The sequence below is a fragment of the Pseudomonas mendocina genome (assembly GCF_003008615.1).
Taxonomy (GTDB): Bacteria; Pseudomonadota; Gammaproteobacteria; order Pseudomonadales; family Pseudomonadaceae; genus Aquipseudomonas; species Aquipseudomonas mendocina_C.
The window spans coordinates 4,851,414-4,876,710 of record NZ_CP027657.1 but is presented as its reverse complement, the minus strand read 5'-3'; the positions used below and the strand labels follow the sequence as shown (position 1 = coordinate 4,876,710).

General features: G+C 59.9%; 35 protein-coding genes. 21 read left to right on the top strand and 14 right to left on the bottom strand.

What is annotated here, in order from left to right; translation table 11 throughout:
• Nucleotides 1-52: 52 nt before the first annotated feature.
• The gene (locus tag C7A17_RS22575; protein WP_106740772.1) at nucleotides 53-832 is read right to left on the bottom strand and encodes a spermidine synthase; all 780 of its coding nucleotides are present in this window, start codon (nucleotides 830-832) and stop codon (nucleotides 53-55) included.
• A 136-nt stretch (nucleotides 833-968) separates the two neighbouring features.
• On the opposite strand from C7A17_RS22575, the gene C7A17_RS22570 reads away from it, so the two are divergent.
• The 8 genes from C7A17_RS22570 (at nucleotide 969) to C7A17_RS22535 (ending at nucleotide 9,502) form a co-directional block, all read left to right on the top strand.
• Nucleotides 969-2,297, top strand: a complete 1,329-nt coding sequence (locus C7A17_RS22570; RefSeq protein ID WP_106740770.1) for a flavin-containing monooxygenase — start codon at nucleotides 969-971, stop codon at nucleotides 2,295-2,297.
• A gap of 2 nt (nucleotides 2,298-2,299) precedes the next feature.
• Nucleotides 2,300-3,232, top strand: a complete 933-nt coding sequence (locus C7A17_RS22565; protein WP_106740768.1) for a bile acid:sodium symporter family protein — start codon at nucleotides 2,300-2,302, stop codon at nucleotides 3,230-3,232.
• Nucleotides 3,232-4,014, top strand: coding sequence for an SDR family NAD(P)-dependent oxidoreductase (locus tag C7A17_RS22560; protein ID WP_106740765.1), 783 nt, complete (start codon nucleotides 3,232-3,234; stop codon nucleotides 4,012-4,014). Before C7A17_RS22565 ends, C7A17_RS22560 begins: the two co-directional genes overlap by 1 nt.
• Entirely contained in the window at nucleotides 4,014-4,754 is a 741-nt protein-coding gene (locus C7A17_RS22555) for a sulfite exporter TauE/SafE family protein (RefSeq protein WP_106740763.1), read from the top strand. The genes C7A17_RS22560 and C7A17_RS22555 overlap by 1 nt, the downstream gene beginning before the upstream one ends.
• The gene (locus C7A17_RS22550; protein ID WP_106740761.1) at nucleotides 4,751-6,547 is read left to right on the top strand and encodes an N-acyl-D-amino-acid deacylase family protein; all 1,797 of its coding nucleotides are present in this window, start codon (nucleotides 4,751-4,753) and stop codon (nucleotides 6,545-6,547) included. The genes C7A17_RS22555 and C7A17_RS22550 overlap by 4 nt, the downstream gene beginning before the upstream one ends.
• A gap of 247 nt (nucleotides 6,548-6,794) precedes the next feature.
• Nucleotides 6,795-8,141, top strand: coding sequence for a class II 3-deoxy-7-phosphoheptulonate synthase (locus C7A17_RS22545; RefSeq protein WP_106740759.1), 1,347 nt, complete (start codon nucleotides 6,795-6,797; stop codon nucleotides 8,139-8,141).
• Between the two features lie 164 nt (nucleotides 8,142-8,305).
• The gene (loiP, locus tag C7A17_RS22540) at nucleotides 8,306-9,061 is read left to right on the top strand and encodes a metalloprotease LoiP (protein ID WP_106740757.1); all 756 of its coding nucleotides are present in this window, start codon (nucleotides 8,306-8,308) and stop codon (nucleotides 9,059-9,061) included.
• A gap of 51 nt (nucleotides 9,062-9,112) precedes the next feature.
• Nucleotides 9,113-9,502, top strand: a complete 390-nt coding sequence (locus tag C7A17_RS22535) for a lysozyme inhibitor LprI family protein (protein ID WP_106740754.1) — start codon at nucleotides 9,113-9,115, stop codon at nucleotides 9,500-9,502.
• Here the strand turns inward: C7A17_RS22535 and C7A17_RS22530 are convergent.
• Genes C7A17_RS22530 through C7A17_RS22515 form a run of 4 tightly spaced genes read right to left on the bottom strand, consistent with a single transcriptional unit; the run spans nucleotide 9,499 to nucleotide 12,375 of the window.
• The gene (locus C7A17_RS22530; RefSeq protein ID WP_106740751.1) at nucleotides 9,499-10,692 is read right to left on the bottom strand and encodes a winged helix-turn-helix domain-containing protein; all 1,194 of its coding nucleotides are present in this window, start codon (nucleotides 10,690-10,692) and stop codon (nucleotides 9,499-9,501) included. The two genes, C7A17_RS22535 and C7A17_RS22530, sit on opposite strands and share 4 nt — an antisense overlap.
• A 14-nt stretch (nucleotides 10,693-10,706) precedes the next feature.
• Entirely contained in the window at nucleotides 10,707-11,153 is a 447-nt protein-coding gene (locus tag C7A17_RS22525) for a DUF3291 domain-containing protein (RefSeq protein ID WP_106740749.1), read from the bottom strand.
• Between the two features lie 26 nt (nucleotides 11,154-11,179).
• Entirely contained in the window at nucleotides 11,180-12,127 is a 948-nt protein-coding gene (locus C7A17_RS22520; protein WP_106740746.1) for a DMT family transporter, read from the bottom strand.
• Between the two features lie 23 nt (nucleotides 12,128-12,150).
• On the bottom strand, nucleotides 12,151-12,375 hold the full coding sequence (locus tag C7A17_RS22515) for a DUF1127 domain-containing protein (protein WP_106740744.1): 225 nt from the start codon (nucleotides 12,373-12,375) through the stop codon (nucleotides 12,151-12,153).
• A gap of 97 nt (nucleotides 12,376-12,472) precedes the next feature.
• Between C7A17_RS22515 and C7A17_RS22510 the strand changes: the two genes are divergently transcribed.
• Entirely contained in the window at nucleotides 12,473-13,327 is an 855-nt protein-coding gene (locus C7A17_RS22510) for a LysR substrate-binding domain-containing protein (protein ID WP_106740741.1), read from the top strand.
• Here the strand turns inward: C7A17_RS22510 and C7A17_RS22505 are convergent.
• Complete coding sequence (locus C7A17_RS22505) at nucleotides 13,322-14,086, bottom strand: sulfite exporter TauE/SafE family protein (protein ID WP_106740738.1); 765 nt, start codon at nucleotides 14,084-14,086, stop codon at nucleotides 13,322-13,324. The genes C7A17_RS22510 and C7A17_RS22505 overlap by 6 nt on opposite strands.
• Before the next feature lie 100 nt (nucleotides 14,087-14,186).
• On the opposite strand from C7A17_RS22505, the gene C7A17_RS22500 reads away from it, so the two are divergent.
• On the top strand, nucleotides 14,187-15,146 hold the full coding sequence (locus C7A17_RS22500) for a LysR family transcriptional regulator (RefSeq protein ID WP_106740736.1): 960 nt from the start codon (nucleotides 14,187-14,189) through the stop codon (nucleotides 15,144-15,146).
• 102 nt (nucleotides 15,147-15,248) lie between these two features.
• Here the strand turns inward: C7A17_RS22500 and efp are convergent, their stop codons facing one another.
• From efp to C7A17_RS22480, 4 genes are all read right to left on the bottom strand, one after another.
• Nucleotides 15,249-15,824, bottom strand: coding sequence for an elongation factor P (gene efp / locus C7A17_RS22495; protein ID WP_106740734.1), 576 nt, complete (start codon nucleotides 15,822-15,824; stop codon nucleotides 15,249-15,251).
• Nucleotides 15,825-15,858: 34 nt separating this feature from the next.
• A complete protein-coding gene (gene earP / locus C7A17_RS22490; protein ID WP_106740732.1) occupies nucleotides 15,859-17,001 on the bottom strand; it encodes an elongation factor P maturation arginine rhamnosyltransferase EarP in 1,143 nt (380 codons plus the stop codon).
• 108 nt (nucleotides 17,002-17,109) lie between these two features.
• Nucleotides 17,110-17,316: a hypothetical protein gene (locus C7A17_RS22485; protein WP_106740729.1), complete on the bottom strand. Its 207-nt coding sequence runs from the start codon at nucleotides 17,314-17,316 to the stop codon at nucleotides 17,110-17,112.
• A gap of 401 nt (nucleotides 17,317-17,717) precedes the next feature.
• Complete coding sequence (locus C7A17_RS22480) at nucleotides 17,718-17,921, bottom strand: type II toxin-antitoxin system MqsA family antitoxin (protein WP_106740727.1); 204 nt, start codon at nucleotides 17,919-17,921, stop codon at nucleotides 17,718-17,720.
• A gap of 87 nt (nucleotides 17,922-18,008) precedes the next feature.
• On the opposite strand from C7A17_RS22480, the gene C7A17_RS22475 reads away from it, so the two are divergent.
• Both C7A17_RS22475 and C7A17_RS22470 read left to right on the top strand, forming a co-directional pair.
• Nucleotides 18,009-18,245 (top strand): type II toxin-antitoxin system ParD family antitoxin, encoded by a 237-nt coding sequence (locus tag C7A17_RS22475; protein WP_106740724.1) that lies wholly within the window; start codon nucleotides 18,009-18,011, stop codon nucleotides 18,243-18,245.
• A complete protein-coding gene (locus C7A17_RS22470) occupies nucleotides 18,242-18,559 on the top strand; it encodes a type II toxin-antitoxin system RelE/ParE family toxin (RefSeq protein WP_106740721.1) in 318 nt (105 codons plus the stop codon). Before C7A17_RS22475 ends, C7A17_RS22470 begins: the two co-directional genes overlap by 4 nt.
• Nucleotides 18,560-18,645: 86 nt before the next feature.
• Here C7A17_RS22470 and C7A17_RS22465 read toward each other — a convergent pair whose 3' ends face one another.
• From C7A17_RS22465 to C7A17_RS26840, 4 genes are read right to left on the bottom strand one after another with little or no spacing between them, the layout of a single operon-like run.
• Nucleotides 18,646-19,344, bottom strand: a complete 699-nt coding sequence (locus C7A17_RS22465) for a hypothetical protein (protein ID WP_106740719.1) — start codon at nucleotides 19,342-19,344, stop codon at nucleotides 18,646-18,648.
• A gap of 4 nt (nucleotides 19,345-19,348) precedes the next feature.
• Nucleotides 19,349-20,041, bottom strand: coding sequence for a hypothetical protein (locus tag C7A17_RS22460; protein ID WP_106740717.1), 693 nt, complete (start codon nucleotides 20,039-20,041; stop codon nucleotides 19,349-19,351).
• A gap of 15 nt (nucleotides 20,042-20,056) precedes the next feature.
• The gene (locus C7A17_RS22455; RefSeq protein ID WP_234035835.1) at nucleotides 20,057-20,272 is read right to left on the bottom strand and encodes a hypothetical protein; all 216 of its coding nucleotides are present in this window, start codon (nucleotides 20,270-20,272) and stop codon (nucleotides 20,057-20,059) included.
• A 58-nt stretch (nucleotides 20,273-20,330) separates the two neighbouring features.
• A complete protein-coding gene (locus tag C7A17_RS26840) occupies nucleotides 20,331-21,932 on the bottom strand; it encodes a P-loop ATPase, Sll1717 family (protein WP_158704699.1) in 1,602 nt (533 codons plus the stop codon).
• A 458-nt stretch (nucleotides 21,933-22,390) separates the two neighbouring features.
• On the opposite strand from C7A17_RS26840, the gene C7A17_RS22445 reads away from it, so the two are divergent.
• From C7A17_RS22445 to C7A17_RS22410, 9 genes are all read left to right on the top strand, one after another.
• Complete coding sequence (locus C7A17_RS22445) at nucleotides 22,391-22,606, top strand: hypothetical protein (RefSeq protein ID WP_013715705.1); 216 nt, start codon at nucleotides 22,391-22,393, stop codon at nucleotides 22,604-22,606.
• Nucleotides 22,603-22,752 carry a hypothetical protein gene (locus tag C7A17_RS26965; RefSeq protein WP_199796360.1) on the top strand — a complete coding sequence of 50 codons (150 nt, stop codon included), beginning with the start codon at nucleotides 22,603-22,605 and terminating at the stop codon, nucleotides 22,750-22,752. Before C7A17_RS22445 ends, C7A17_RS26965 begins: the two co-directional genes overlap by 4 nt.
• A 378-nt stretch (nucleotides 22,753-23,130) precedes the next feature.
• A complete protein-coding gene (pflM, locus tag C7A17_RS27280) occupies nucleotides 23,131-23,520 on the top strand; it encodes a lysogeny maintenance protein PflM (RefSeq protein ID WP_463604512.1) in 390 nt (129 codons plus the stop codon).
• Nucleotides 23,521-23,524: 4 nt separating this feature from the next.
• Complete coding sequence (locus tag C7A17_RS22435; protein ID WP_106740712.1) at nucleotides 23,525-23,725, top strand: hypothetical protein; 201 nt, start codon at nucleotides 23,525-23,527, stop codon at nucleotides 23,723-23,725.
• A complete protein-coding gene (locus C7A17_RS26960) occupies nucleotides 23,722-24,033 on the top strand; it encodes a hypothetical protein (protein WP_199796359.1) in 312 nt (103 codons plus the stop codon). Before C7A17_RS22435 ends, C7A17_RS26960 begins: the two co-directional genes overlap by 4 nt.
• 251 nt (nucleotides 24,034-24,284) lie before the next feature.
• Entirely contained in the window at nucleotides 24,285-24,653 is a 369-nt protein-coding gene (locus C7A17_RS22425; protein ID WP_106740710.1) for a hypothetical protein, read from the top strand.
• A gap of 15 nt (nucleotides 24,654-24,668) precedes the next feature.
• Nucleotides 24,669-24,848, top strand: coding sequence for a hypothetical protein (locus C7A17_RS22420; protein WP_106739102.1), 180 nt, complete (start codon nucleotides 24,669-24,671; stop codon nucleotides 24,846-24,848).
• Nucleotides 24,849-24,857: 9 nt separating this feature from the next.
• The gene (locus tag C7A17_RS22415) at nucleotides 24,858-25,076 is read left to right on the top strand and encodes a hypothetical protein (RefSeq protein WP_106740708.1); all 219 of its coding nucleotides are present in this window, start codon (nucleotides 24,858-24,860) and stop codon (nucleotides 25,074-25,076) included.
• A gap of 5 nt (nucleotides 25,077-25,081) precedes the next feature.
• Nucleotides 25,082-25,288, top strand: coding sequence for a major capsid protein (locus tag C7A17_RS22410; protein WP_106740705.1), 207 nt, complete (start codon nucleotides 25,082-25,084; stop codon nucleotides 25,286-25,288).
• Nucleotides 25,289-25,297: the final 9 nt, after the last annotated feature.

The window sequence follows — 25,297 nt, the reverse complement described above, 5'->3', positions numbered from 1 at the left end:
ACTCGATGGCGCTTCCAGACGGCTTTTCGCAGTTTTTACGCCGAGCGACGCATCAGGTCGCCGGGCGCAAGGCGGCAATCAGCGATTGCAGTGAGTAGCCCAACCGGGGCGCAAGCTCGCCCGCACGGGCCTGCAGCCGCCCAAGATCGAGGCCTTGATCAAGCTCCGCCGGAATCAACAGCACCACGTTGCCCTCCTTCACCGGGCATTCCCAATAGTGGCGATGGTAGAGCCCGCGCAGTAACGCCGCGCCAAGCGGCTTGCCGTCATTGCCGGCCCACTGGTTGATGATCAGCCAACCGCCGGGGTTGAGTTTTTCCCGGCAGCGTTCGAGAAAGCGCCAGGCCAGGTGACCGACACCGGGGCCTTGATCGGTGTAGAGGTCGAGGAAGATCAGGTCGGCAGTTTCCGCACTTTCCAGCAACTCGACGGCATCACCGATACGAATGGTCAGCCGCGGGTCGTCATCCAGGCCGAGAAACTCCATGGCCAGGCGCGGGACGTCCGGACGCAGTTCGATGGCCTCGACATCCTCGAGTGGCAGGAACTTCAGGCAGGCCTGGGTCAGGTTGCCAGCGCCGAGGCCGAGAAACAGCGCAGTTTCCGGCGCATCGTGACACAGCGCACCAAGCAGCATGGCCCGGGTGTAGTCGTACTCGAGCCAGCTCGGATCCCCCTGAAACACGCAGCTCTGTTCGATGGCATCACCGAACTCGAGGAAACGGTAGGCGCCGATCTGCACCACGCGGATCACGCCGAAGGCATCGCGCACCTCGGCCAGCAGCACCTCATCCAGCTTCTGCATCTCGTCGTCTGGCGGCAACCCTGGCATCGATCCCTCCTCAACAGTGACATCCCGTACCAGAAGTGGCGGGCTAAAGGCGCCGATTGTCATTGAAGCAGCCGCCCCGGGTCACGCAATAATTCCGACACTTGCGCTGCTACTCATAACAATAACGAGGTTCGTCATGTACGCCATCATAGGTGCCGGCCCCATGGGCCTGTGCACAGCCCGGCAATTGAAGAAACAGGGGATCGGCTTCGTCGGTTTCGAGCTGCACAGCGATGTCGGCGGCTTGTGGGACATCGATAACCCGCACAGCACCATGTACCAGTCGGCGCACCTGATCTCCTCCAAGCTCACCACCGAGTTCAGCGAGTTTCCCATGCGCGCCGAAGTGGCGCCCTACCCGCATCACAGCGAAATGCGCCGCTACTTTCGCGACTACGCCAGGCAGTTTCGCCTTTACGACCACTATCAGTTCGATACCCGCGTGGTGCAGCTGCAGCGCCTGGATCAGGGCTGGAAGCTGATCAGCGAACGCAATGGCGAGCAGCGCGAATGGCGTTTCGACGGTGTGCTGATCGCCAATGGCACGCTGCATACACCCAACCTGCCCCAGTTGCCCGGCGACTTCGCCGGCGAGTTGCTGCACGCCAGTGCCTACAAGAGCGCCGACCTGTTTACCGACAAGCGGGTGCTGGTGGTCGGCTGCGGCAACTCGGCCTGCGATATCGCAGTGGACGCCGTGCATCGCGCCGCGTCGGTGGATCTCTCGGTGCGCCGCGGCTATCACTTCCTGCCCAAGTTCATACTTGGCAGGCCTACCGACACCTTCGGCGCTGCGATCAAGCTGCCGCGCCGCCTCAAACAGTGGGTCGACGGCCTGCTGGTGCGCGCCCTGGTCGGCAAACCCTCGCAATACGGCCTACCGAATCCAGACTACCGTTTGTACGAATCACACCCGGTGATGAACTCGCTGGTGCTGCACCACATCGGCCATGGCGATATCCGACCCCGTGGCGATATCACAGCGGTGAACGGCCAACGCGTGACCTTCACCAATGGCGAACAGGCGGACTACGACCTGATTCTGATGGCCACCGGCTACAAGCTCGACTATCCCTTCATCGCGCGCAGCGAGCTGAACTGGCCAGAGGACGCCGGCGCGCCGCGACTGTACCTCAACGTCTTTCATCCCGAGCACGACGACCTGTTCATGCTCGGCATGGTCGAGGCCTCCGGCCTGGGCTGGCAGGGCCGTGACGAGCAGGCCGAGCTGGTGGCCCTGTATATCCGCCAATTACAGGCTGGCAGCTCGGCTGCACTGGCGTTGCGTCAAACCATCCGAGAGCAGGCGGGCCAACGCCTGGACGGTGGCTACCAGTACCTGGAGCTGGAGCGCATGGCCTACTACGTGCACAAGGACAGCTACCGTAAACGCATTGCCAGCCATACTACGGCGCTGCGCCGCGAGCTGGCCGAAGGTGGCATACCAGCCACCCAGGAGGCCTGAGCATGGAACCGATAAAGATTGCGTTCGATCCCAGCAGCCTGGTACTGATCAACCTCATCGTCGCCCTGATGATGTTCGGTGTTTCCCTGGATTTGCGCGCCGAGGATTTCCGCCGCATCGTCCGCTCGCCCAAGGCACCGGTGATCGGCATGCTCGCGCAGTTCCTGTTGCTCCCGGCCCTGACCTGCCTGGCCTGCTGGCTGCTGCGCATCCCGCCGGAACTGGCGCTGGGCATGATCCTGGTCGCTGCCTGCCCAGGCGGCAGCTTCTCCAACATCATGACCTGGATGGCCCGCGGCAACGTCGCCGTCTCGGTCAGCATGACCGCCGTTTCCAGCCTCGCTGCCAGCGTCCTGACACCGCTCAACTTCGCCGTCTATGCCTGGCTGAACCCCTACACCCGCCCACTGCTGACCGAAATCGATATCGACCCACTGGGCCTGCTGCTGTTGGTGGTACTGGTGCTTGGCGTGCCGTTGATCGCCGGCATGGCCATCGGCAGGCGCTTTCCGATGCTGGCCATGCGCATTGAAAAACCCCTGCGCATGCTCAGCCTGAGCGTGATGCTGGGGTTCGTCGCCCTGGCTTTCAGCCTTAACCTGGATCAGTTCGTCAGCCACTTCCACCTGTTCTTCTGGCTGGTGGTCGGACACAACCTGCTGGCGCTGTTGATCGGCTACGGCAGCGCGCGGTTGGCCGGTCTGAGTGACGCCGATCAGCGCGCAGTGACACTGGAAACCGGCATCCAGAACTCGGCACTGGGGCTGGTGATCATCTTCACCTTCTTCCCCCAGGCCGGCGGCATGCTGCTGATCGCCGCGTTCTGGGGCTGCTGGCACCTGGTGTCGGGCCTCAGCCTGGCCTGGTTCTGGTCACGCCGGCCACCTGTCCCCGAACCGCCACCAGCCGTCGCGGCTGCGCTGGGAGAATCCTGATGCGCGTCACCCTGATCACCGGGGCCGCCAGCGGCCTCGGCTGGCAACTGGCACGCGCCTGCCATGCCCGTGGCGACGCGCTGCTGCTCACCGATATCGACGCCGATGGCCTGGCTGCGCGCCTTGCCGAACTGGGTGAGACCCGCATCCATGGCGTAGCTGGCGATATCACCGATGCCGACCTGCACAGACGGCTTGTCGAGGCCTGCAAGACGCGTTTCGGACGCCTCGACCTGCTGATCAACAACGCCGGCATCACCCATCGTTCACCGACCGTAACGACCGCCCCGGCGGTCTTTCGCAAGGTCATGGCGGTGGATTACCACGCACCGCTGGAACTGACCCTGGCAGCCCTGCCACTGCTGCGCGCGAGCCGCGGCCAGGTCGTTGCCATCGGCTCCATGGCTGGCTGGATGCCGCTGCTCGGCCGCGCCGGTTACTGCGCGGCGAAGAGCGCCCTGGGACAAGCCTTCGAAGTGCTGCGGGCGGAAATCAGCCGTGATGGCATTGGCCTGCTGATGGTCTATCCGAGCTTTCTCGACACCTCCATCGACCGCAACGCACTGGGTGGCGACGGCCAACCAGCAGGCCATGCACGCTCGACCATCGGCAAGATACGTGGCGCCGACTGGATGGCGCGCCTGATCCTCGATGCACTCGATCGTCGCCACGAGCGCCTGTTTCCGGATCGTGGTAGTTGGCTGGCCAGTCTGCTCTGGCGCCTGGCACCTGGCCTGTATTACCGCAAGATGAGCCAGCGCTTCGCCGGGGAGATGAGCTGATGGCACTGGCTCCCTATGCGCTCGGCGCCTTTATCCTGTTGGCCTACACCCTTGAGGCCATCACCGGTTTCGGCAGCGTGGTCATCGCCCTATCACTCGGCGCCCTGCTGCTACCCATCGAACAGTTGCTGCCGATTCTGGTGCCGCTGAACATCTGCATGACCGGCTATCTGGTGCGCCGCCACTGGCAGCTGATCGACCGCCGCCTGCTGCTCGGCACCCTGCTGCCCGGCATGGTCATCGGTACCTTGCTCGGTTATTGGCTGCTGCCTTATCTGGACACCCAGGCACTGAAGGTCGGCTTCGGTGCGCTGATCGTCTGGTTTGCCGGCCGCGAGCTGTGGCGCCTGCGCCAGGCCCATACGCTGCCGGCTCGCCCAGCCTGGCTGACCCGCGGCATTACCCTGGCCGCAGGACTCAGTCATGGCCTGTTCGCCTCGGGCGGCCCGCTGCTGGTCTATGGCCTGGCCGGCACTCACCTGGACAAGGCACGGCTACGCGCCACTCTGGTAACCGTCTGGTTCACCCTCAACAGCCTGCTCACCCTCGCCTTTCTGCTCGATGGTCGCTTGCTGCCTGCACTGCCGCAGGTGCTTACCTACGCCCCGCTCCTGTTGCTCGGCGTATGGCTGGGCGAACGCCTGCACCGGCGCGTTGACGAGCGCCATTTCCGCATTGCCATCTACATCCTGCTGCTGGTCACCGGCATCCTGCTGCTGGCGCCCTGGAGATTGCCATGAGCTACGACATCATCATCAACAACGGCCTGTACTTCGACGGTACCGGCGCCCCCGGCGCGGTGCGCCATATCGGCATCAAGAACGGCAAGGTCGATGTGCTCAGCCTCAGCCCGCTGGATGAGCGCGACTGCCCGCACGTGATCGATGCCCACGGCAAATGGGTCACTCCCGGTTTTCTGGAAATTCACTCGCACTACGACGCCGAAGTGATCGCCGCCCCCGCACTGAAAGAGTCGGTACGCCACGGCGTCACCAGCGTGACCATCGGTTCCTGCTCGATCAGCATGGTGCTGGCCGATGCCGAGGACTGCTCCGACCTGTTCACCCGCGTCGAAGCGGTGCCGCGCGAGTACGTGTTGCCGATCCTGCAAGAAAAGAAAACCTGGCGGGACGCCGCCGGCTATCGGGCCTTCTACGACCAGTTGCCGCTGGGCCCGAACGTCAACTCCTTCCTTGGCCATTCCGAACTGCGCGTGGCGGTGATGGGCCTGGAGCGCGCCACCAGCCGGGTAAAGCCAAGCGAAGCCGAACTCGCGCGCATGCAGCAGTTGCTCGAGGAGGCGCTGGATGCCGGCTGTATCGGCCTGTCGGTGATGACCACTCGACTAGACAAGATGGATGGCGACCGCGCTTGGTCCAGTCCGCTGCCATCGACCTTCGCCAGCTGGAAAGAGTTCTCGCGCCTGTTCGCCGTGCTCCGCCGTCGCGGCGCCGTGTTGCAGGGCGCGCCCAACGCGGTGACCAAGGTCAACGTGTTCGCCTTCCTCTGGCAGGCGCACGGCTGGTTCAGGAAACCGCTCAAATGCACCATGCTCACGGCGCTGGATCTCAAGTCGCAGCCGCTGCTGCATCGCTTCACCCGTCTCTCCGGCTGGCTGGCGAACAAGGTGCTGCGCGGCCATTTCCGCTGGCAGACCTTGCCAGCGCCCTTCACCTTGCGCCTGGAAGGGCTCAACGTGAACGCTTTCGAGGAGTTCGGTGCCGGCGAGATGCTGCGCAACATCAAGGATCCGGACGAGCTCTACGCCAAGGTCAAGGAACCCGAGTTCCGCGCCCTGTTCAAGAAGCAGGTCAAGGCGGTGCTGACCAAGGGCCTGTGGCACCGTGACTTCTCCGACTGCTGGGTAACCGAATGCCCGGATGTCAGCCTGGTCGGCAAGAACTTCAAGCAACTGGGTCAGACCCGCGGCCTGGACGCGGTTGATGCCTACTTCGAACTGGCCTGCCAATACCGCGAGTCGCTGAAATGGACGACCTGTTACGGCAATCAGCGCGAAGCGATCATGCGCAAACTGCTGTCCAGCCCCTGGACGCACCCCGGCTTCGCCGACTCCGGCGCACACCTGCGCTCCATCGCCCAGTACAACTTCCCGCTACGCTTTCTCAAGTACGTGCGGGACGCCGACCTGGCCGGCGAATCCTTCATGGAACTGGGCCAGGCCGTACGCCGTTGCAGCGGCGAGCTGGCAGACTTCATCGGTGTCGATGCCGGCTACCTGCGAGTCGGGGATCGCGCCGATCTGGTGCTGATCGACCCCGCCGGTCTGGACGACACGCTGGACGAACTGCATGAAGCGCCGATGGAGGTGCTCGGCCTGGTGCGGGTGGTCAAACGCAACGATGCGGCGGTCGAACTGACCCTGATCAATGGGCGCATCGCCTATCGTCGAGGCCTGGAATATCCGGAAGATCTGGGCAAGGTGCAGGGTTACGGGCGCTTCCTGCCTGCTCGCGACGTGCTGCCTCGACAAGAGCAAGCACCGATGCGCGATTTCAATCCAGCTCCTGCCTAGCAGGCCGTTGAAAAACGTAGGCGAGGCAGGCAAGACAAGGCAAAAACGGCCGAAAAAGCGCAGTTTACGGGTGGTAAATGAGCATTTTGACTGGGCTCGCACGCGAGGCCGTTTTTAACGCAGTATTGCCAACGCAGGTAGTTTTTCAGCGACCTGCTAGTAAGCCGAGGCGCTGCGATACCCGTACGAGCCTCAGGGCTTATCGGTTACCATGCGCCTCCGCCTGAACAACCGCTAGAGACACCGCATGTCGCACGCCTGGAGCCCCGATAGCTGGAGGGCCAAGCCCATCCAGCAGCAGCCTGAATACCCTGACGCCGCCCACCTCAGTCGTGTCGAGCAGACACTGGCAGGCTACCCGCCGCTGGTGTTCGCCGGCGAGGCGCGCGAGCTGCGCCGTCAGTTCGCAGAGGTCACTCAGGGCCGCGCCTTCCTGCTGCAAGGTGGCGACTGCGCGGAAAGCTTCGCCGAGTTTTCCGCCGCGAAAATCCGCGACACCTTCAAGGTGCTGCTGCAAATGGCCATCGTCATGACCTTTGCCGCCGGTTGCCCGGTGGTGAAAGTCGGGCGGATGGCCGGGCAGTTCGCCAAGCCGCGCTCCTCTGGCGAAGAAACCATCGACGGCGTCACCCTGCCCGCCTATCGCGGCGACATCGTCAACGGCATCGGCTTCGACGCCGCCAGCCGCGTGCCCGACCCCGAGCGCCTGATGCAGGCCTATCACCAGGCCACCGCCAGCCTCAACCTGCTGCGCGCCTTCGCCCAGGGCGGTTTCGCCGACCTGCATCAGGTGCATCAGTGGAACCTGGATTTCATCGCCAACTCGGCGCTGGCCGCGAAATACCACCAGCTCGCCGGGCGCATCGACGAAACCCTGGCCTTCATGCGCGCCGTGGGCATGGACAGCGCGCCGCAGTTGCGGGAAACCAGCTTCTTCACCGCCCATGAAGCACTGCTGCTGAACTACGAAGAAGCCTTCGTGCGCCGCGACAGCCTTACCGGCCGCTGGTACGACTGCTCCGCGCACATGCTGTGGATCGGCGACCGTACCCGTCAGTTGGACGGCGCCCACGTCGAGTTCATGCGCGGCATCGAGAACCCCATCGGCGTGAAGGTCGGCCCGAGCATGGATCCGGACGAGCTGATTCGCCTGATCGATACGCTCAACCCGGACAATGATCCGGGCCGCCTGAACCTGATCGTGCGCATAGGCGCGGACAAGGTCGAGGCGCACTTCCCGCGCCTGCTGCGCAAGGTGCAGAGCGAAGGCCGACAGGTGCTGTGGAGCTCCGACCCGATGCACGGCAACACCATCAAGGCCTCCAGCGGCTACAAGACCCGCGACTTCGCGCAGATTCTCAGCGAAGTTCGCCAGTTCTTCGCCGTGCACCAGGCCGAAGGCACCTATGCCGGCGGTATTCATATCGAGATGACCGGGCAGAACGTCACCGAGTGCATCGGCGGCTCGCGCCCGATCACCGAGGACGGCCTCTCCGACCGCTATCACACGCACTGCGACCCACGCATGAATGCCGACCAGTCCCTGGAGCTGGCATTCATGATCGCGGAAACGCTGAAGCAGGTACGCCGCTGATAATTTGCGCCCTGGCCGCCGGCCAGGGCGCGAACAAGCTCGCACTTCTTGTGTGCGTTATCCGGCATAATGCCGGCCCATCGCGAGCCCCCTAGCGGGTGCCGAACGACGCTCCCCTGCCGGAAAGGACTCGCGGCCAACACCTCCAACAAGGACGATGATCCATGCAACTGCGCACCACTCTCTCCGCTTTCGCCCTCTCCAGCGCCGTTCTGCTGACCGGCTGCCAGAACATGTCCGCTGACGCCATGCTGCAATCCGGCCTGATGGCCGTACAGGCCGCAACCCTCAGCGACGCCGAAGTGAAAAGTATGTCCGACCAGGCCTGCGCCGAAATGGACGCCGCGGCCAATGTCGCCGGCCCGAGCAGCCCGTACACCAAGCGCCTGGACAAGATCGCCAACAACCTTGGCCATCAGATCAACGGCACGCCGATCAACTACAAGGTCTACCAGGCCGACGAAGTCAACGCCTGGGCCATGGCCAACGGCTGCGTACGCGTCTACAGCGGCCTGATGGATCTGATGACCGACAACGAAGTGGAAGGCGTGCTCGGCCACGAGATCGGCCACGTCGCCCTCGGCCACACCAAGAAAGCCATGCAGACCGCCTACGCCACCGCCGCCGCTCGTAACGCAGCAGCAGCATCGGGCAACGGCACCGTCGCCGCGCTGTCCGCCTCGCAGCTCGGTGAACTGGGCGAGCAACTGGTCAACGCGCAGTTCTCGCAAAGCCAGGAAACCTCTGCCGACAACTTCTCCTTCGACCTGCTGACCCAGCGCAACATCCCGCGTGAGGGGCTGGTCACCGCGTTCGAGAAGCTGGCCAAACTGGGCGGCGGCGAAAGCAGCATGTTTTCCTCGCACCCGGGCTCCAGCGACCGCGCCAACAACATGCGCACCCGCCTGGCCGCCAAGTAAGCACGACGCTCAGGGGCTGCTCAGCGGCCCCTGTTTCATTGGAAAACCGCCATGCCAGCCCTGCATAAACACCTGATACCGCTATTGCTGATCCTGCCGTTCAGCGCCGTGGCCGACTACGACCAGCAGTACCAGGCCTGTCTGGACGCCAGCGGGATGATCAACAACGCCAGCGTCGCTGGTTGCGCCGAAGGCGTATCGGAAGCGGTGAAGAAGGAGATGAATCGCGTCTACCAGCAGCTCTTCCTCAAGCTGCAGGAAAGTGCTCCGGAAGATGCCCAGCAACTGGAAGAGGCGCAGAAAGCCTGGCTGATCTACCGCAACGGTCAATGCGACCTGCAGGGCAAACACGTCGGCTCGCCGATGTACTACACCTGCCCGATGCAGTTGAACATCCAGCGAGTCGATGAACTGAAATTTCTGTTGGATAACGGCGGTTAGCCAAGCAGCCCACGCACACTGACACCCGGCGCCAGCCACACCTCATCCAGGCCCAACCAGTGCGCCAACGCGCGCAGCGAATCACCCAGCGCCAGGCGCGCCTCCTCACTCAGCACCTCCTCCTCCAGGTGCACGGCATGCACTGCCAGGCGACCGGCCACCCGCTCGCTGCGCAAATCCACCCGCGCCAGCAGACGCTCGTGATGCAGGAATGGCAGCACGTAGTAGCCGTACACGCGCTTGGCCTGTGGGGTGTAGATCTCCAGCCGATAGCGGAAACCGAACAGCCGCTCGGTGCGCTCGCGCTCCCAGATCAAGGAGTCGAAAGGCGACAGCAGCGCGCTGTGGTGCACGCGCCGAGGTATGCGCGCCTCGCCCCGGCAATAGGCCAACTGCCGCCAGCCTTGCACCGCAACCGGCAACAACTCGCCCGCCTCCACCAGTTCGGCGATACGAAGCTTGCTGTCGGAGGCATCCAGGCGATAGTAATCGCGCAAATCCTTCTCGCTCGCCACCCCCAGCGCATCGGCCGAACGTAGCAACAGACGGCGCTGCGCTTCGCCTTCCTCGAGATCGGCGTGATTCAGATAATCAGCGGGAATGACCCGCTCCGGCAGGTCGTATAGCCGCTCGAAGCCGCGCCGCCCAGCAACCGTCACCTCGCCTGCCGCAAACAGCCATTCCAGCGCCGTCTTTTCCGCACTCCAGTCCCACCAGGGGCCGGCCTTCTCAGTACGCGTAGAAAGACTGCCGGCACCCAACGCACCACGCTCACGCACGGTTTGTAGCACGCGGTCTATCGCATCGCGTTGCTCCACGCCGAACGTCGCCAGTTGGCTGTAGATGCCCTGCCCATCCGCGGCTCGACGCATACGCCAGCGCAGCAGCGGGTAAAGCTCAAGAGGTAACAATGACGCCTCATGCCCCCAGTACTCGAACAACCGCCGGCGCCGCGCGCGGCCCCAGGCCAGTTCATCGAGGTGTTCAGCCTGGTAATGACCAAGGCGGGAAAACGCTGGCAGATAGTGCGAACGCACCAACGCGTTGACCGAGTCGACCTGCAATACGCCAAGTCGCTCGATCTGTGCCTGCAACTGCTTGTGGGCGATCGCGCCGCGCGGCGTACGCCCGAAGCCCTGGGCTACCAGGGCCAGACGGCGCGCTTCAGCGAGAGAAAGAGAAAGTGTCATGGCGACTCAGCCTATCAGGCTGGTGCCGCGAACGCATGACGGAAGGTAAAGGCCTTCGCCGTCGCGCCGTGCTCGCGCAGATGTTCCAGGCGTTCAGCCCCTTCGACCATGCCAGGCTGGTGCCCGGCCGGCACCCACCACAACACCTGGTGCGCCTGCTCGACGCGCTCGAACCATTCGCGGCGCCGCTTGAGCATCTCGGTATGCGCGGATTTGTAGACGTAGTCGCTGAGCGACTGCACATCCTCCCAGACCGACATGTTGACCAGCACCTCGTCACCGAACGGACGGATCGTGGTGGCATCGCCTTCCTCGTCCTGCAGGCGCCAGACATAGCCGGGCGAACCTTCCGCCAGCGCATTGATGCGCTCCAGGTTGGCGACGAAATCGGCCATCTCCGGCGATTCCAGCGGCGCTTTCATCCAGGCGATATTCAGTTGGGCCAAATGATAAGCGGACAATTACCAGCCTCCTTGCAGGCGAATACTCAGGGTTGTTGCGGCAAGCCGCGCCAGTCAGCCAGACGCCGACGCAGCCAGGCCTCACTGCTGACCAGAGTGATCCCGGACAGCACCAGCGCGGCACCGATGATGAAATTCAATGTCAGCGGCTCGTCCAGTACCAGCACGCCGAAGCTCACACCGAACAGCGGTGTCATGAACGAGAACACCGCCATGTTCGAAGCCAGGTAGCGGCGCAACAGCCAGAACCATGTCAGATAGGTGAAGAACGACACCACTACGCCCTGCAGCAGGATGCTGGCGATGGCCACCGGACTCCAACGCAACTGACTGAGGTCGACTACCGCCAAGGCGTAACCAAGCAGCAGCACGAACGCCACGGTCAGTTGATAGAACAGCGTCAGCCCGGCCGGCGCTTCCGACAGGCGTGAGCCACGCACCACCACCGTGGTAGCGCCCCAGGCCATGCCTGCACACAACCCCAGCGCATCGCCCAGCAGCATGCTGAGGTCAACCTCGGCCCAGTTGCCACCACCCACGCCAAATGCCATCACCACACCGCCGAAACACAAGGCGATACCCAGCCACTGCAGGCGACGCAGACGCTCGCTGGGCAACAGAAAGTGCAGCCCAAGCGCCGAGAAGATCGGTGCGGTGTAGAGGAATACCGCCATATGCGAAGCCGTGGTGTAACGCAGACCAAGGGCAATGAAGAAGAACTCCAGCGCGAACAACATGCCTGCCAGCAATCCCGCCAGCCATGTCGAGTTGACCCATTCGCGCCATCCGCGCTGCCACAGCAACAGCAAACCGACCAATACGGCGGCGATGCCGGAGCGCAAGGCCACCTGCAGCATGGGCGCAATATCGTCCGCGGCCAGCTTGATCGCCACCTGCTGACTGCCCCAGATGGCGCATAACAGCATCATCAGCTGGAACAGGAAAAAATCGGCGCCCTTGCGTACCGTGGTCATTCAACAACTCCAATCATGGCCGCTCACTTATTCAACGGATCATCCCAGAACGGCCGCTCGGCCTCTTGCAACACATCGGCGCGGGACAACCCCAGATCCTTCAACGCCGCACCATCCAGTCGCGCCAATTGCCCACGCTCGCGTGCCAGTTGACGCCAGCGCCGCAGCATACGCCACACGCCAGCCAATGACGGCAGACGTTCGAAGTGGATAGCCTGGGCTAACGCATAACCTTTCTGACCTTTCATCTCGATGCCCTCCCTGTGGGGTTGGCACCAGTGTCAGGTCGGGCTTAAGATCAATCCAACGAATGTTTCTTATGGAATCCATCTCGAGGATTGATGAATGGCCTTCCACCCCAGTATTGATACCGAATTGCTGCGCAGCTTCGTTGCCATTGCCGACACCGGTGGTTTCACCCGCGCCGCGGAAACGGTCAATCGCACCCAATCGGCCGTGAGCATGCAGATGAAACGGCTGGAGGAAGACGTGGTGCAACGCGCACTGTTCGAGCGTGACGGCCGCCAAGTACGGCTGACTCCCGAAGGCCAAGTGCTGCTGGGCTATGCGCGGCGCATTCTCAAGCTGCACGGCGAAGTGCTCAATACCCTGCGCGAACCACATATGGTCGGCGCCGTGCGTATCGGCACGCCGGATGACTACGTGATGCGCTTTCTACCCGAGATTCTCTCGCGCTTCGCCCAGGCCTACCCACTGGTGCAGGTGGAGGTGCACTGCGAACCATCGGGCCAGTTGTTGCTGCGCCAGGATCTGGATCTGACCATCGTCACCCGTCAGCCCGGCAAGGAGATCGGCCAACTGCTGCGCCAGGAACGCTTCGCCTGGGCCGTGGCTCAGGGCTTCTGCCCGCACGAACAGAACCCCATGCCGCTGGCCATGTTCAACGCCGATTGCTTCTGCCGCGAATGGGCCTGCAACGCGCTGGATGCGATGGGCCGCCCCTACCGCATCGCCTACACCAGCCCCAGCCTGTCGGCACTGTTCGCAGTGGTACGTGCCGGCCTGGCCGTCACTGCGCAATTGCAAAGCCTGATCACCCCGGATCTGCGCATTCTCGGCGAAGCCGAAGGCCTGCCCCTACTGCCGCTGACCAGTATCGTGCTGCTGCGCAACGAAAGCAGCCAGTCCCCCGTAACCGAGTGCCTGGCCGATCATATCGTCGAAGGTTTTCGTCTATAGACCGCCGGACTCCAACCCCAGCAGCAACGCACAAACCAGCAGGAAACCGCAGAACAGACTGCGTAGCAGGCGCTCCGGCAGCGAATGCGCCAGACGCACCCCCCAACTGATGCTGAGCAGGCCGCCAACCGCCAGCGGCACACCCATCCACCAGTTGACGTGATCGTGCAACGCGTAGGTAAACAGCGTAACCCCGGTACTGGGCAGCGCCAGAGATAGCGACAGCCCCTGTGCCACTACCTGGGTGGTGCCGAACACACTGGTCAGCACCGGCGTCGCCACCACCGCGCCGCCGACACCGAACAAGCCCCCCATTGCGCCGGACACCCCGCCCAGCGCCCCCAGCCAGGCCCAGTGATGACGTAGCGTGCCGCTGGCCGGCGCCTGGGCCATCAGCATGCGCAGCAGGTTGTAGGCCGCCAGCGCCAGCAGGAAACCGACGAAAGCCCAACGCATGGTGCGCGAGTCCAGCTCTACCGCGTACAGCGACGCCAGCCAGGCGCAGAAGAAACTGGTAATGCCGAGCAACAGGGCATGTCGGGGGTCGATGCGATTGCGCTGATGGTAACGCCACAGCGCCAGCATCACGTTCGGCACCACCATGACCAGAGCGGTGCCCTGCGCCAGTTGCTGATCCAGGCCGAATAGCACGCCTAGCACCGGAATGGCGATCAGCCCGCCGCCAATCCCGAACAAACCGCCCAGCGTTCCAAGCCCCAACCCAAGCAACAGATTCAGCAACAGATCGAACAGATTCATGACACCTCCAGACAGTGGGCGCATGTTAATCAGTCGCAGCTAGCGCGGAAACGCACAGCAACGCACAATGGCTTTGCTGATAACGCATAAGCAGGTAACCATGAATCCCGATGCTCTGACCGACCAGCTGGAACTCTTCCTCGACGTGCTGGAAACCGGCAGTTTCTCCGCCGCTGCCAGGCGCCATCCACTCACACCCTCGGCGGTTGCGCGGCGTATCGACGCATTGGAACGTGCACTGGGTAGCGTACTGTTCAGCCGCAACACTCATGCCGTGCGCGTCACTCCGGCAGGTTTGGCGTTTGCCGAACGCGCCAGACGCATCCTCGCCGAACTGCATCTGGCGCGTGCCGAGGCGGTATCGCTGAGCAGCGCGCCGGAAGGCCTGATCCGCATCGACGCGCCCTCGCCTTTCGGCCGACGTCATCTGGCACCGGCGATTGCCGAGTTTCTCGGCGCCAATCCGGGCCTGGACGTGCAACTGCGCCTGATCGACAGCTTCATCGACCTGCAAGGCGAACATCTGGGTGAAGTGGATATCGTCGTGCGCATCGGACCGCTGCCGGACAGCCGCCTGGTCGCTACGCCACTGGCGTCGATGACCCGCATCGTCTGCGCCAGCCCGGACTATCTACGCCGCCGCGGCATCCCGCGCAGCCCGCTGGAGCTGGAACAGCACGACGGCCTCGACTGGGACAGCCTGGCACCGCCCTACGCCTGGCGCTTCGAAGTCGACGGCAAGCTGCAGCAGTGCAAACCTAAGCGCCTGCGCCAGACCAGCAACAACGCCGAAACCCTGCTCTTCAGCGCCCTCGCCGGCCTCGGCGTGGCTCACCTCCCCACCTGGATGAGCAGCGAGCACTTGCAGCGTGGCGAATTGATCCCGCTGTTCTGCGAACAGGGGCTGCCAGCCGCCGAGCCGGTGAGCATCTATGCCCTGCGTCTGGAGCGCGAAGCCAGCCCGCGCACGCGCCTGCTGCTGAGTTTCCTGAAGCAGCGCTTCGGCTTCCCGCCACCCTGGGATCAGGCACTACAGGCAAGCCTGGCTACCCTGCCTTGAAGGTAGGACGCGCCATGTGTACCAGACGCCAGTGCCGGGCCGCCCCTATATCTCGGACATAAAAAACCCGGCGCAAAGGCCGGGTTTTCGTGACGCTCAAGCTTAGGCTTGTGGCGCCTGGGTGCGGCCCTTGTAGGAACCGTCACGGGTATCGATCTCGATCCAGTCGTCGATGTCGACGAACTCGGCGACCTTGATCTCGGTACCGTTGCGCAGCTTGGCAGGCTTCATCACCTTACCGGAGGTATCACCACGAGCAGCGTTCTCGGTATAGACAACCTGACGCACGATGGTGGTGGGCAGGTCAACGGAGATCACTTTGCCTTCGAAGAACACGGCTTCGCAGACATCGCTCATGCCTTCTTCGATGAACGGCAGAACGCTTTCCAGATCTTCGGCACGCAGTTCGTAGGAGTTGTACTCCGGATCCATGAACACATAGTCCTCACCGCTGATGTAGGACAGGCTCACTTCCTTGCGCTCGAGAATCACCGGCTCCATCTTGTCGTCGGCTTTGTAGACGGTCTCGGTCTTGGAGCCGTTGAGCAGATTCTTCAGCTTCATCTTGACGATGGCGCTGTTACGGCCGGACTTGGTGAACTCGGCCTTCTGGATCAGCCACGGCTGGCCATCGATCAGGGCCACGCTGTTGACTCTCATTTCTTGTGCAGTTTTCATGCGGATATCCGAAATATGCGGGAGGTACAGAAATCTAGGCCGCGTATGATAGCCAATTTCGGTAAAACTGTTCCAGCGCCGTGGCAAGATCTGCCCGAGCGGCCTGCTGATCACACCACTGCTCGGCATGTCGTTGCAGTGCCGGCCATGCGTCGAGAAGCGCAGGCCAGGCCGTTTCCATCCCTTCGCCTGCATTCCACGCTCGCCAGAACTCGGCTTGAGCGACAGCCGCTTCAGCCATCAGATCGGCGTTATAAAGCGCCAGAAAAGCGTCCAGTTTGTCCCAGTGCGCCCCCTCCTCCTGCGGGTAGATATGCCAGAGCAGCGGCCGACCAGTCCATTGCGCACGGATGAAGGAGTCTTCGCCGCGTACCGCATTGAGATCGCAGCACCACAGCAGGCGGTCATAATCATCCTGCGCAACGAAAGGCAGCACATGGATCTGCAGATTGCCGAACCGCCGCTGATCCCCCGGCTCCAGCGGAGCGCAACCCAGCCAGGCCTGCAGATCGGCCAGAACCTTGCCCTGCGGCACCAGCAACTGAGTCGATTGAGGGTCGGCTGCAAACGCATCCATCCAGCCAGCCAGGCCTGCATTCTCGTAGGCGAACAGCGAAATCAGTCGCGCACCCGCTTCACGCACCACACCGAATGACCGTAGAAATTCGTTCTGCGCCTGCACATCAGCCTGAAAAGTCCGTCGACACGCCAGCAGATTGGCCTCACGCAGCAAACCGCCTGTGCCCTCCACGAACCCTGGAAAGAAGAAGAACTTCTGCAACCCAGCCGACTGCGGCGATGGCAAGCCATGGCAGCCCGCGACCCAATCTTCGGCGCTGAGGTACTCCAGATTCAGCCAGAGGCGCCGGGTGCCACTGGCAGTCATCGCCGCGACATATGAAGACGGTAACTGACAGGCGAAGGCCTCGATCACCACCTCAGCCGGCTCCAGCATGGGGAACGGCTCCGCCCAGCGGCGGACTTCGACACCACGCCAGTGCTGGCACTCAGCATCACTACTGGCCGCTGGACACAGGCGCACGAAGGAAGCCAAATCATCGACCCACAGGCGCACCGAATGCCCCTGCTCGGCCGCCAGTTGCTGTGCAAGTCTCCAGGTCACGCCGATATCGCCGTAGTTGTCCACTACGCTGCAGAAGATGTCCCACCTGGCCACGCTACGCCCCTTCAAAAAATGATCGCCATTCTAACCGGCAGACAAGAAAAAGCCCGCCAGAGGCGGGCCAAGGGGAGCGCTGGAGCGAGCGCGGAGTAAAACGGTGAATCAGGCCAGCAGCGAATCGCCCTCACGGCGAACAGCGCTGCTAAGCAGCCAGACGGCTTGGCAGGCCAGCGCAGCCTCACGGGAAGCGAAGGGGCCGGCTTTGGGTTGACCATCGACCATCAGCAGCCAGCACGCCATATGACCATCGGATCTGAGCTCAGCCGGTACGGCGCTACCGACCAGGGAAACCACATCGATACGGGACATCACGACCTCCAATCCAACTCAATCTGCGTTGAGGTCAACATTAGGCCGATGCCTCACCAGACAGAAATCAGTGCTTTCGATAGTGACCATGGATATTGCCAATGACTGCACCAGGGAACGGTGAAGCGGCGCGTAGGCCATGGAAAGACGAACCGGCAGGTGGCCGAGCTTGAGAAAGATCAGAAGAGAGAAAGACCAGAAAGCAAAAAGCCCCGAAAACTTGTTAGCTTTCAGGGCTTTAGGTATTGCGAAAGTGGCGGTGAAGAAGAGATTCGAACCCGTTTCGGTAGCGTGTCAGTCCGTGCCAAACCCGCTCAATACGGGCTTTCCGCTCCCCTCACCGGCTCGATTCGTCGCTATTCGGCTCTATGATTTCGACACTTTTTCGACACCTGAGCGGCCTAGCCTGCATCGACCTGTAGCCGAAAACGCTTAATCGCAGCCATCACCCTTTCGCTCTGCTCCGGGTCAGTCAATGCCTCCCCGCAAGCATTGCACCAGTCGGCGCCGACCTCGGTGATAACCGTTGTCTGCTCCCTGTAGGTGAACGGCATATCTCGCTTTTCCCGCACCAGATCCGCGCTACCGCAAACAGGACACTTCATAGGCACCTCTGCACATGAACGGCCATCATTCCATGAACCAAGCCAACGGGTGTAGAATTTGGCAAAATTTGGCAAGAGGCACGCCCAATGAGCACCATGAATATCTCCCTGCCGGACACTCTCAAAAGCTTCGTTGATGAGCAAGTAAACCAGCGCGGTTACGGCACCAGCAGCGAATACGTCCGCGAACTGATTCGTAAGGATCAAGACCGCCAACACCTGCGTGGCCTGCTGCTTGCTGGTGCTGCATCCGCTCCCGCCGTCCCTGCCGATGCTGACTACTTCGAATCGCTCCGTGCTCGCGTGCGGAACGCTCAAGGATGAAGCAAAAACCCATCATCCCACGTGAGCTAGCTACCCGAGACGTAGACAACGCCATTACCTACTACCTCGAAGAACAGGCCGAGAAAGCCGCGCTAGGCTTCGTTGACGCCCTGGAGCGTGCTTACAAGCAGATCAGCCGCCACCCCGCTTCCGGTTCGACTCGCTACGCGCACGAACTGGATCTGCCCGGCCTACGCTCATGGCCACTCCGGCGCTATCCCTACCTTGTGTTCTATGTCGAGCAAGAAAGTCATATTGATGTTTGGCGTGTTTTGCATGATATGAAAGATATTCCAAGTTGGCTCAGCGCATAGCGCCCAACCCATGCAGACTTACTTACATGAAAATGAAAACACCCACCCCACCAGCTAAAAGTTTTTAGCCTCGACTGGCGAATTATTTAAAACTTAGAATGAATGAACCTACCACCATTATTCACTACAAAGTTCAACTGCAACTGCTCCTTATCCCCTAAAGCATCCGTAAATGAGATAACGAACGCATATCTCTCACTCGGCTTAAGCCTGCTCTCAACAGGAAGACTAAAGTCAAACCTTATGTCCATCCCCTTTGCCCATCGCATAGTTCTATGATCCTGAGATAGAACCACGTCACACTCCAGATTTTTCTCCACAAGTTCCACATTAGTAACTCCTGCGCCAGAGTTAGCCAACTGAACAACATACTTAACAACTCCTAAATGCTCATCCATCCCTGTCTGGGACATTTCTGGATATGGCTGAGCATTCAACTTATCCTTTATTCTCTCGCGCTCAATTTCGGATCTAGTCATTTCCATCTCTTCCCTAGCAGCCTTGACCAGTTCCTTTTGTTGTTCAACAGACGACCTTAGCTCCTCAACCTGTAACTTCAAGGCTTCTTCTTGCTTCTCTAAAGCCTTAGTGCTTAGTTTTAATTCTCTACCCTGCTGAAAATAACCTATAACCAACCAAAAGAATGCTAGAGGGGCAAATCCACCTGCTAAAAAATCCCCCCACGAATTCAACTCCATTGACGCGGCTTTATCTATATTCAAATAAACAGCCACCCCCAACCCTACCAACCATACAGCAGTTAAAACACACCCAAATATCAACATTAAGCTATCCCATCGGATTAAAGTTGCTAGCCGCTGAGCAATAGCGCTGCTTCATGCGGTCGCTCCAGGCTTTACGGTCACTTCTGTAGCGCCCGCTCCAGCCTTTACATTGTTCTTTGAAGAACTGTTTCGCGCCCTTGCGGCACTCGCGATAGTCGATGGAACCCCGGCGATGGTTGGCGCATACGCTGGTGCCTTCGATGTAGTTGTTCACGATTTCCCACTCGGCGTAGTACCGTGCACCGCCGCTCCACTTGTCAATCCAGTAGCCGTCACGCTCTCGTTGAACGCGGGTTGTTTGTGATTGACTGGAGGCAGCCTGCTGGTAAGTCGGCGGGCTATAGGTGTTTTCTACTCGCTTGGGCTGGTAATTATTGTCATTGAATACGTTCTGTTTCTCTGCATTCAAAGCCGCCTGCCTGCGGTTGTCAGCCTCGACGTTCTCCCAGAATATTTGCTCTGAGGTCTTTTGCGGGGGAGCAATCTCTTCCAGCGGTTCGTAGCGAGAGTAGGATTCAGGCTCAGTAGGCACAGGCTTAGACTTGAATAGCCCGCCATTCAGGTTCCCGCTAGCGAAATACAAGATACCAAAGGTAATTGCACAGCCAGCCAGGCCAGAAAATATCCATCTCGCTATATCCGTGCCCTTGCCTTTTGATTGCATATGGCGAGGTGCATCATCCCAGTCGGCTTTCATCATGCCTCCTTGCACTTAGGTAAAACTGATTTGTCTGCCCGGTAGCGGTTTGCCGTCTACGTGGATCGCCTGCTTGAGCTGATCAACGTCGATCACGATTGGCTTGGCAAACATCGCGATCACGCCCCAGGTAATCGCGGAACCCACGCCCAGGATGGCCACCATTCGCCATGGGCCGGGCTTTTTCTTGTTGCGTAGATAGTCTGGTGCGTCTTCACAGTCGGATTTCATATTGCATCCTTGCATGCATCAGAAAATAAATATGCCTTGTCGAGCTTCTATATCTAATCTAACGAAAACCCTTCCTAGGTTTTTTGGGCTTAACTGGAAGGCCAAAGCGAGCAGCATGCTCTTTCTGATCCTCAATCAAGAAATCCCTAAATACCGGATGCACCTCCCACAACGCTTGCTGGATATCATTCCACCTTTTCTTGCATACCAGATCAGGCTCATCGCTTGGAAGCACAAATCGATACCCATCTTTCTCTCTATTATCTGAAACGCGGGGATAGAAAAAGCCGGCCTCAAAAAGAAGTGACCATATCTTGAATACATCATCATCAGAGCCCGATTTTAGCGCAATCCCGTTTATGGTTATTGTTAAAGCGCCTTGAATTGCACTCAGGTGTTTCCGGATTGTTTCAGAGTCGGCCAAAAATGATCCATGCGCATAATTTACCTTTGAAAATGACCGAATAACCGTAAGAAGCTCTGGGCATTCAGCTCCATACTCCCCTGCAACCAGTCCGGCTCTTTCCCGAGAATAGTTCGGCATAATTCTCGACAAAATATTGTCATCGATTTTTTTTGCCTCGCCTTCCAATGCAACGCTAACCATTTGCCCTACAAACTGGACAGCATCACGTGGTCTTTCTCTTGATCGAGACCTAATAATATCGGGCCAGCTACTTAATTTTTCACTATTTGGCATTCTAGGGCTATCACCCTCAAAAAATAGTTCATAATGCGGAAGTTCTGACTCAAATCCCGCACGTGCGGCAGCAAGTATTAGTCTTTTTTCTATAATGCGCTGCACATGATCTAAACTTGGATTTAGCCTGTAAACCAATGGTAAAAAGTGATCTATTTGATCTCTCTGCGCGGTACCTTCTTTCTCTAGGGAACGCCAAACCTCATCCCTCAAAGATATTACAAACCTAATTTTATTATTCTGTTGCGTTATTTCACGAGCTGCAAGAATGCAAGCCCATATTCTATTTAGGTGATTTTTCGTACCAGGGTTTGCAACCTGATCAGTGTCATCAAGAAGCACATAAAATGCGGAACCCGAAGCATCTATATTTCGACGAACAGCTCTCTCCAGTCTTAAACGGCTGGCGGGCATCGAAGAAGGGAGCAATTTAGAAAAATCATAGCCAGTGAACGGCTTTGAAAAAGAATTGAGTGCGCGCGTAAATTTAGAAACAAAATCCACTTCCCGCACACCTGAATTTACTGCCGCTTCAAGTAGTACTCTATTTGATTCATCGACCATCATGGGGAGCTGCTGACCTATCGCAACAGCAATAGACTGCATCAGTTGCTCATATGCAACTCTTGTCAGCTCCCCCGACGATCCATTTTCTTTCATAGAGGATAGATCGAGATTTAATGGCTTTATTAGCAGGCCTGGTATTTTTGCATCAGTTAAAAAGCGCATGGTAAAGTCTAAAATAGCACTCTTTCCAGAGCCTTTCTTCCCTATCAGCAGCCTTGGGCTTCCAATAGGAGGCGCAATAATGTCTGCATACTCATGCGTCTGAACAAATGCTTCCTGCAGTATGTACCGCTCCCCCTCAGCCGTCCCGGTAGGAACATAATATGAAAGAGCCTCCATAAGATCTTCAAGACATATACTTTCAGATGCAGCCTTATCAATATCCTTGCTCATAAAATCTCCAGCTAAATTTTTCGGGCGTACCAGCGCCTAGCTATTTCCGTTGTGATCGCTATCCCGCGCTTTGATCGGGCAAGTTTGAATCGGCCTCTTCGTAGCCAGGTGACACCTGGCCTTTTGCAGGGTCTACCTCTCCCCTCCACAACCACAACTCGTATTGAGGAAATACCTTCAGAAGCTCCTCTAGATCCTCGATCCGGGTCTTCACCTTCCGATTGGTCGCCACAGTCTGCCACCGCTGGCGTTCCTTGATCGTAGTGGCCTCAGCCAGCTTCGTGGCCCCTATGTGCCTCACTAGGGTTCTAAGCCTTTCCTCGATCATTCCAAAAAGCTCTTATAAATGATGAATAATTTATTGATAAATAATTCATCAAAGGCCATCATGCCCCTGCACTGATGAATTATTTATTACACGTTTTGTGTAAAACCACACGAATAGTGACGGAACGAGCATGGAACTGGAAGAGCTGGAACCTTCGAAGCTGATAGGCCCGCAACAGGACGTGGAAACCGTCGAGTCCTGGGCCGACCGCAACGGCCTGACCTACGGCACCGCGCGTGCCTGGGCAATGAAAGGCGTTCTCCCCACCGTAAAGCTAGGCAAGCGCCGCATGGTCAACAGCGCCCTGCTCCGCACCTGGCTGCTGGAACAGGAGTGGACGGCATGAATCCTCCCTTCTATACGCAAGCCGCCTTCGCCGCCCTGGCCGGTGTTCCCGTCGAGCAGGTCGCGCAGTGGATCAAGACCGGTGCCGTCGACAGCGTGAAGCTCGGCAAAACCCGCGTGGTGCTGTTTCTGGGGGTGAACCAGTGAGCAAGCCAGTCATGGACTATCAAAACTTCCTCTGGCGCCTGCTCTGTGCGCTCTCTGATCTGCGCCTGGCCGGTGATTCGCCTAGCGTCGCCTGGTATGAGGTTCGCTCGCTCATTTCTCGTAGCCAGGGTGAAGGCTTCCTGAGCGTTGCGCAGGTTGGTCGGCTTGAGATTCTCGCCCACAACGCACTTAACCATTCTCCTGATCTGCGATTCCCTGACGAGCGTAACGCCGGGCCATACATGCCGACTTCGGTGTGGTTCAAGCGCCACAAGGCTGCTCTTGCTGCTGAATCAACGACTGGAGTGATTCATCTGCCTGGTTATTACGTTGTAGATCCCGTACATGTAAAGCCCCAAGCGCAGGGCTCGACCAATGATCGATCCTGCGCAGTATCTCCAGCACCCACTGCATCCCAAGGAATGCGGCTGCCAGGGCTGCTTTGCCCGGAATCCACGGGGCAAGACGTTCGCCTTTCACCGGCACCCGCACGCCGACAACTGCGACTGCTCTGTGTGCTACGTGAAAAGAAACTGGGAGTCGCTCCCCACATCATCGAGCTCGGATACCTCCCGATTCACACCATGCACCGAGTGCCGCCCCGCGCAATGGTCAAAGGTAAATGGTCGCAACCACGTTACGCCGGCCTTTACCTGCGAGAAACACACGCCACCGTCCCGACCGGAGAAGTATTGGAGCGTTGTGAGCGACACCGGCAAACCCACGCCCTTCGTGCCCCTGCGCGAACCGTTCGAATTGGAGGGGTGAACGCATGACAACGTTTAATAGCAAGCCGTCGCTTATTGATAACTGCCTCAAGGTTTCGGTGGATGCTCCCCACGGAATCTTCTTCGAAGTAATTGGCGGCTCTCATTACGTAAACATTTGCGATGAGGACGCCATCAAGTTGCGGGACTGGCTAATTCGCGTCTATCCGGTCGTCGATAAGCAGCAGGAGGGGGCGCAGTCATGACTGTCTCTTTCCGTGTCGGCCGCTATCTGGTCGCCCTGCTCTGGCATTCCGCGCCTTGGGGCTTTATCGGTTTTGCTGTGGGCTGCGTGTTCGGCACGTGGCAAGCAGTTTCGTTGCTGGAGACGGTAGACGGCTACTTCTATCAGGCAATGACCAAGGTCGTTCACCAGTGCGCCCCCAGCGATCCGGCCAACGCCGCCGATGTTGAACAGGTCAAGGGCCGCGCCCCCGGCTTGTCCGAACACGCTCCACCGTTCGGTCAAACGGAGGCACGGGCGGAGCGCACCCTTGAACACCCACCACCTTAAATAGCCTCCGCTCGTGAGTGTGGGGCAGCTTCACCGCCCCGCGCTCCCGAGCCCTCGGCGGCAAGAGTGGGATTACAAGGGCAAAGCCCTTGGTGTTGAACCAAACCCGCTACACCAGCGGCGCTAACTGAAAACCTCGGCAAGTCGAGAAAACCACCTGGGCAAAAACGCGAAGTTTGCCCGTGTGGACTCGCTCGGCCTGCTGAAAGGCAAACCCGCGCACTAACGCGCAACTAAGCGAGGAAACACACATGGCACGCACCACTATGGAACTGGCATTCATCAGCGCTGAGCGCGTGAAGTTCGACAACGTGGATCTGGTGAAGCTGTACCTGGGCGACGAACCGGACGGCGAAAAGGATCTGGGCGTCTCCCTGCTCTCGATGCAGGTAGCAGAAGGCTCCCTGGACGAAGTCTGGGCGTCCTGCAAAGGCCTCGATGTGCTGGAGACCGTCCGCGTCACGGTGGAAATCGACCGGGGCTCCAAGAACGCGGGCAAGTTCATCGTCCTGCACGTCGAGTCGGCCAAGCCTGCTCAGGCCAGCAAGCCCGCGCCTCAGCATGCCGCCCAACAACAAGCCAAGCCGACCGGCACCCAGCCGGACGCGGCCAAGGCTTAACCGGAGGGCGCCGCCGTGCTGATCGTTGATCGCGTGCTGTGTGACTGCTGCGGGCAGCCCATGGGCCAGCTCTACAGCCAGCCTGCCCCACAGCCCGACCTGCTGCCCGATCTGAACCAGGCGCCCCACCAAACCCTGTGCCCCGACTGCCTGGACATGGCTGAGGTCATCCGCGACCCCAGCCTGGCTGAGTAAAGAGGGCCTATGAATTTCATCGCCTGCGATGGGGAATGGTCGGTTGGTGCCTCGGGTGAACTCCTGTGCACGGGCCAGCTGGTTTCCATCGCGGACGACGAAATGCAGAGCCTTATCGGCTCTGCGCTCACCTGGGACGACGTGTCCGAACTGCAAGGCGAAGCGGTGATTCTGTTCGCCACTGTGTTCGGGTTCCTCGTCCTGAAAAAAGTCCTGAAAGCGAGGTAATACCCATGCAACACATCAAGACCCTGCGCCGTTCGCTCGGCGCCGCCGCTGCAATCGGCCTGCTGTCGGTTCAACAGGCCTACGCCGCTGTTCCGGCCGAAGCCACCGCCGCCCTGGATACCGCCGGTACCGACGTCGGCACCATCGGTTGGGCCGTGTTCGCCGTGATCATCGCGGCCATGGCCTTCAAGTACATGCGCCGCGCGCTGTAACCGCAACTG

Bases quoted from the DNA above. Each gene is read 5' to 3' on its own strand.
- C7A17_RS22415 (WP_106740708.1), top strand. From the start codon at position 24,858: ATGAATTTCATCGCCTGCGATGGGGAATGGTCGGTTGGTGCCTCGGGT.
- C7A17_RS26965 (WP_199796360.1), top strand. From the start codon at position 22,603: ATGAATCCTCCCTTCTATACGCAAGCCGCCTTCGCCGCCCTGGCCGGT.
- C7A17_RS22535 (WP_106740754.1), top strand. From the start codon at position 9,113: ATGCCAGCCCTGCATAAACACCTGATACCGCTATTGCTGATCCTGCCG.
- C7A17_RS22465 (WP_106740719.1), bottom strand. From the start codon at position 19,344: ATGTTGATATTTGGGTGTGTTTTAACTGCTGTATGGTTGGTAGGGTTG.
- C7A17_RS22445 (WP_013715705.1), top strand. From the start codon at position 22,391: ATGGAACTGGAAGAGCTGGAACCTTCGAAGCTGATAGGCCCGCAACAG.
- C7A17_RS22560 (WP_106740765.1), top strand. From the start codon at position 3,232: ATGCGCGTCACCCTGATCACCGGGGCCGCCAGCGGCCTCGGCTGGCAA.
- C7A17_RS22510 (WP_106740741.1), top strand. From the start codon at position 12,473: ATGGCCTTCCACCCCAGTATTGATACCGAATTGCTGCGCAGCTTCGTT.
- C7A17_RS22480 (WP_106740727.1), bottom strand. From the start codon at position 17,921: ATGAAGTGTCCTGTTTGCGGTAGCGCGGATCTGGTGCGGGAAAAGCGA.
- C7A17_RS22435 (WP_106740712.1), top strand. From the start codon at position 23,525: ATGACAACGTTTAATAGCAAGCCGTCGCTTATTGATAACTGCCTCAAG.
- C7A17_RS22545 (WP_106740759.1), top strand. From the start codon at position 6,795: ATGTCGCACGCCTGGAGCCCCGATAGCTGGAGGGCCAAGCCCATCCAG.
- C7A17_RS22570 (WP_106740770.1), top strand. From the start codon at position 969: ATGTACGCCATCATAGGTGCCGGCCCCATGGGCCTGTGCACAGCCCGG.
- C7A17_RS22520 (WP_106740746.1), bottom strand. From the start codon at position 12,127: ATGACCACGGTACGCAAGGGCGCCGATTTTTTCCTGTTCCAGCTGATG.
- C7A17_RS26960 (WP_199796359.1), top strand. From the start codon at position 23,722: ATGACTGTCTCTTTCCGTGTCGGCCGCTATCTGGTCGCCCTGCTCTGG.
- C7A17_RS22460 (WP_106740717.1), bottom strand. From the start codon at position 20,041: ATGAAAGCCGACTGGGATGATGCACCTCGCCATATGCAATCAAAAGGC.
- C7A17_RS22470 (WP_106740721.1), top strand. From the start codon at position 18,242: ATGAAGCAAAAACCCATCATCCCACGTGAGCTAGCTACCCGAGACGTA.
- C7A17_RS22500 (WP_106740736.1), top strand. From the start codon at position 14,187: ATGAATCCCGATGCTCTGACCGACCAGCTGGAACTCTTCCTCGACGTG.
- loiP (WP_106740757.1), top strand. From the start codon at position 8,306: ATGCAACTGCGCACCACTCTCTCCGCTTTCGCCCTCTCCAGCGCCGTT.
- C7A17_RS22515 (WP_106740744.1), bottom strand. From the start codon at position 12,375: ATGAAAGGTCAGAAAGGTTATGCGTTAGCCCAGGCTATCCACTTCGAA.
- C7A17_RS22565 (WP_106740768.1), top strand. From the start codon at position 2,300: ATGGAACCGATAAAGATTGCGTTCGATCCCAGCAGCCTGGTACTGATC.
- C7A17_RS22505 (WP_106740738.1), bottom strand. From the start codon at position 14,086: ATGAATCTGTTCGATCTGTTGCTGAATCTGTTGCTTGGGTTGGGGCTT.
- efp (WP_106740734.1), bottom strand. From the start codon at position 15,824: ATGAAAACTGCACAAGAAATGAGAGTCAACAGCGTGGCCCTGATCGAT.
- C7A17_RS22555 (WP_106740763.1), top strand. From the start codon at position 4,014: ATGGCACTGGCTCCCTATGCGCTCGGCGCCTTTATCCTGTTGGCCTAC.
- C7A17_RS26840 (WP_158704699.1), bottom strand. From the start codon at position 21,932: ATGAGCAAGGATATTGATAAGGCTGCATCTGAAAGTATATGTCTTGAA.
- C7A17_RS22485 (WP_106740729.1), bottom strand. From the start codon at position 17,316: ATGTCCCGTATCGATGTGGTTTCCCTGGTCGGTAGCGCCGTACCGGCT.
- C7A17_RS22455 (WP_234035835.1), bottom strand. From the start codon at position 20,272: ATGAAATCCGACTGTGAAGACGCACCAGACTATCTACGCAACAAGAAA.
- C7A17_RS22425 (WP_106740710.1), top strand. From the start codon at position 24,285: ATGGCACGCACCACTATGGAACTGGCATTCATCAGCGCTGAGCGCGTG.
- C7A17_RS22410 (WP_106740705.1), top strand. From the start codon at position 25,082: ATGCAACACATCAAGACCCTGCGCCGTTCGCTCGGCGCCGCCGCTGCA.
- C7A17_RS22530 (WP_106740751.1), bottom strand. From the start codon at position 10,692: ATGACACTTTCTCTTTCTCTCGCTGAAGCGCGCCGTCTGGCCCTGGTA.
- C7A17_RS22575 (WP_106740772.1), bottom strand. From the start codon at position 832: ATGCCAGGGTTGCCGCCAGACGACGAGATGCAGAAGCTGGATGAGGTG.
- C7A17_RS22550 (WP_106740761.1), top strand. From the start codon at position 4,751: ATGAGCTACGACATCATCATCAACAACGGCCTGTACTTCGACGGTACC.
- C7A17_RS22475 (WP_106740724.1), top strand. From the start codon at position 18,009: ATGAGCACCATGAATATCTCCCTGCCGGACACTCTCAAAAGCTTCGTT.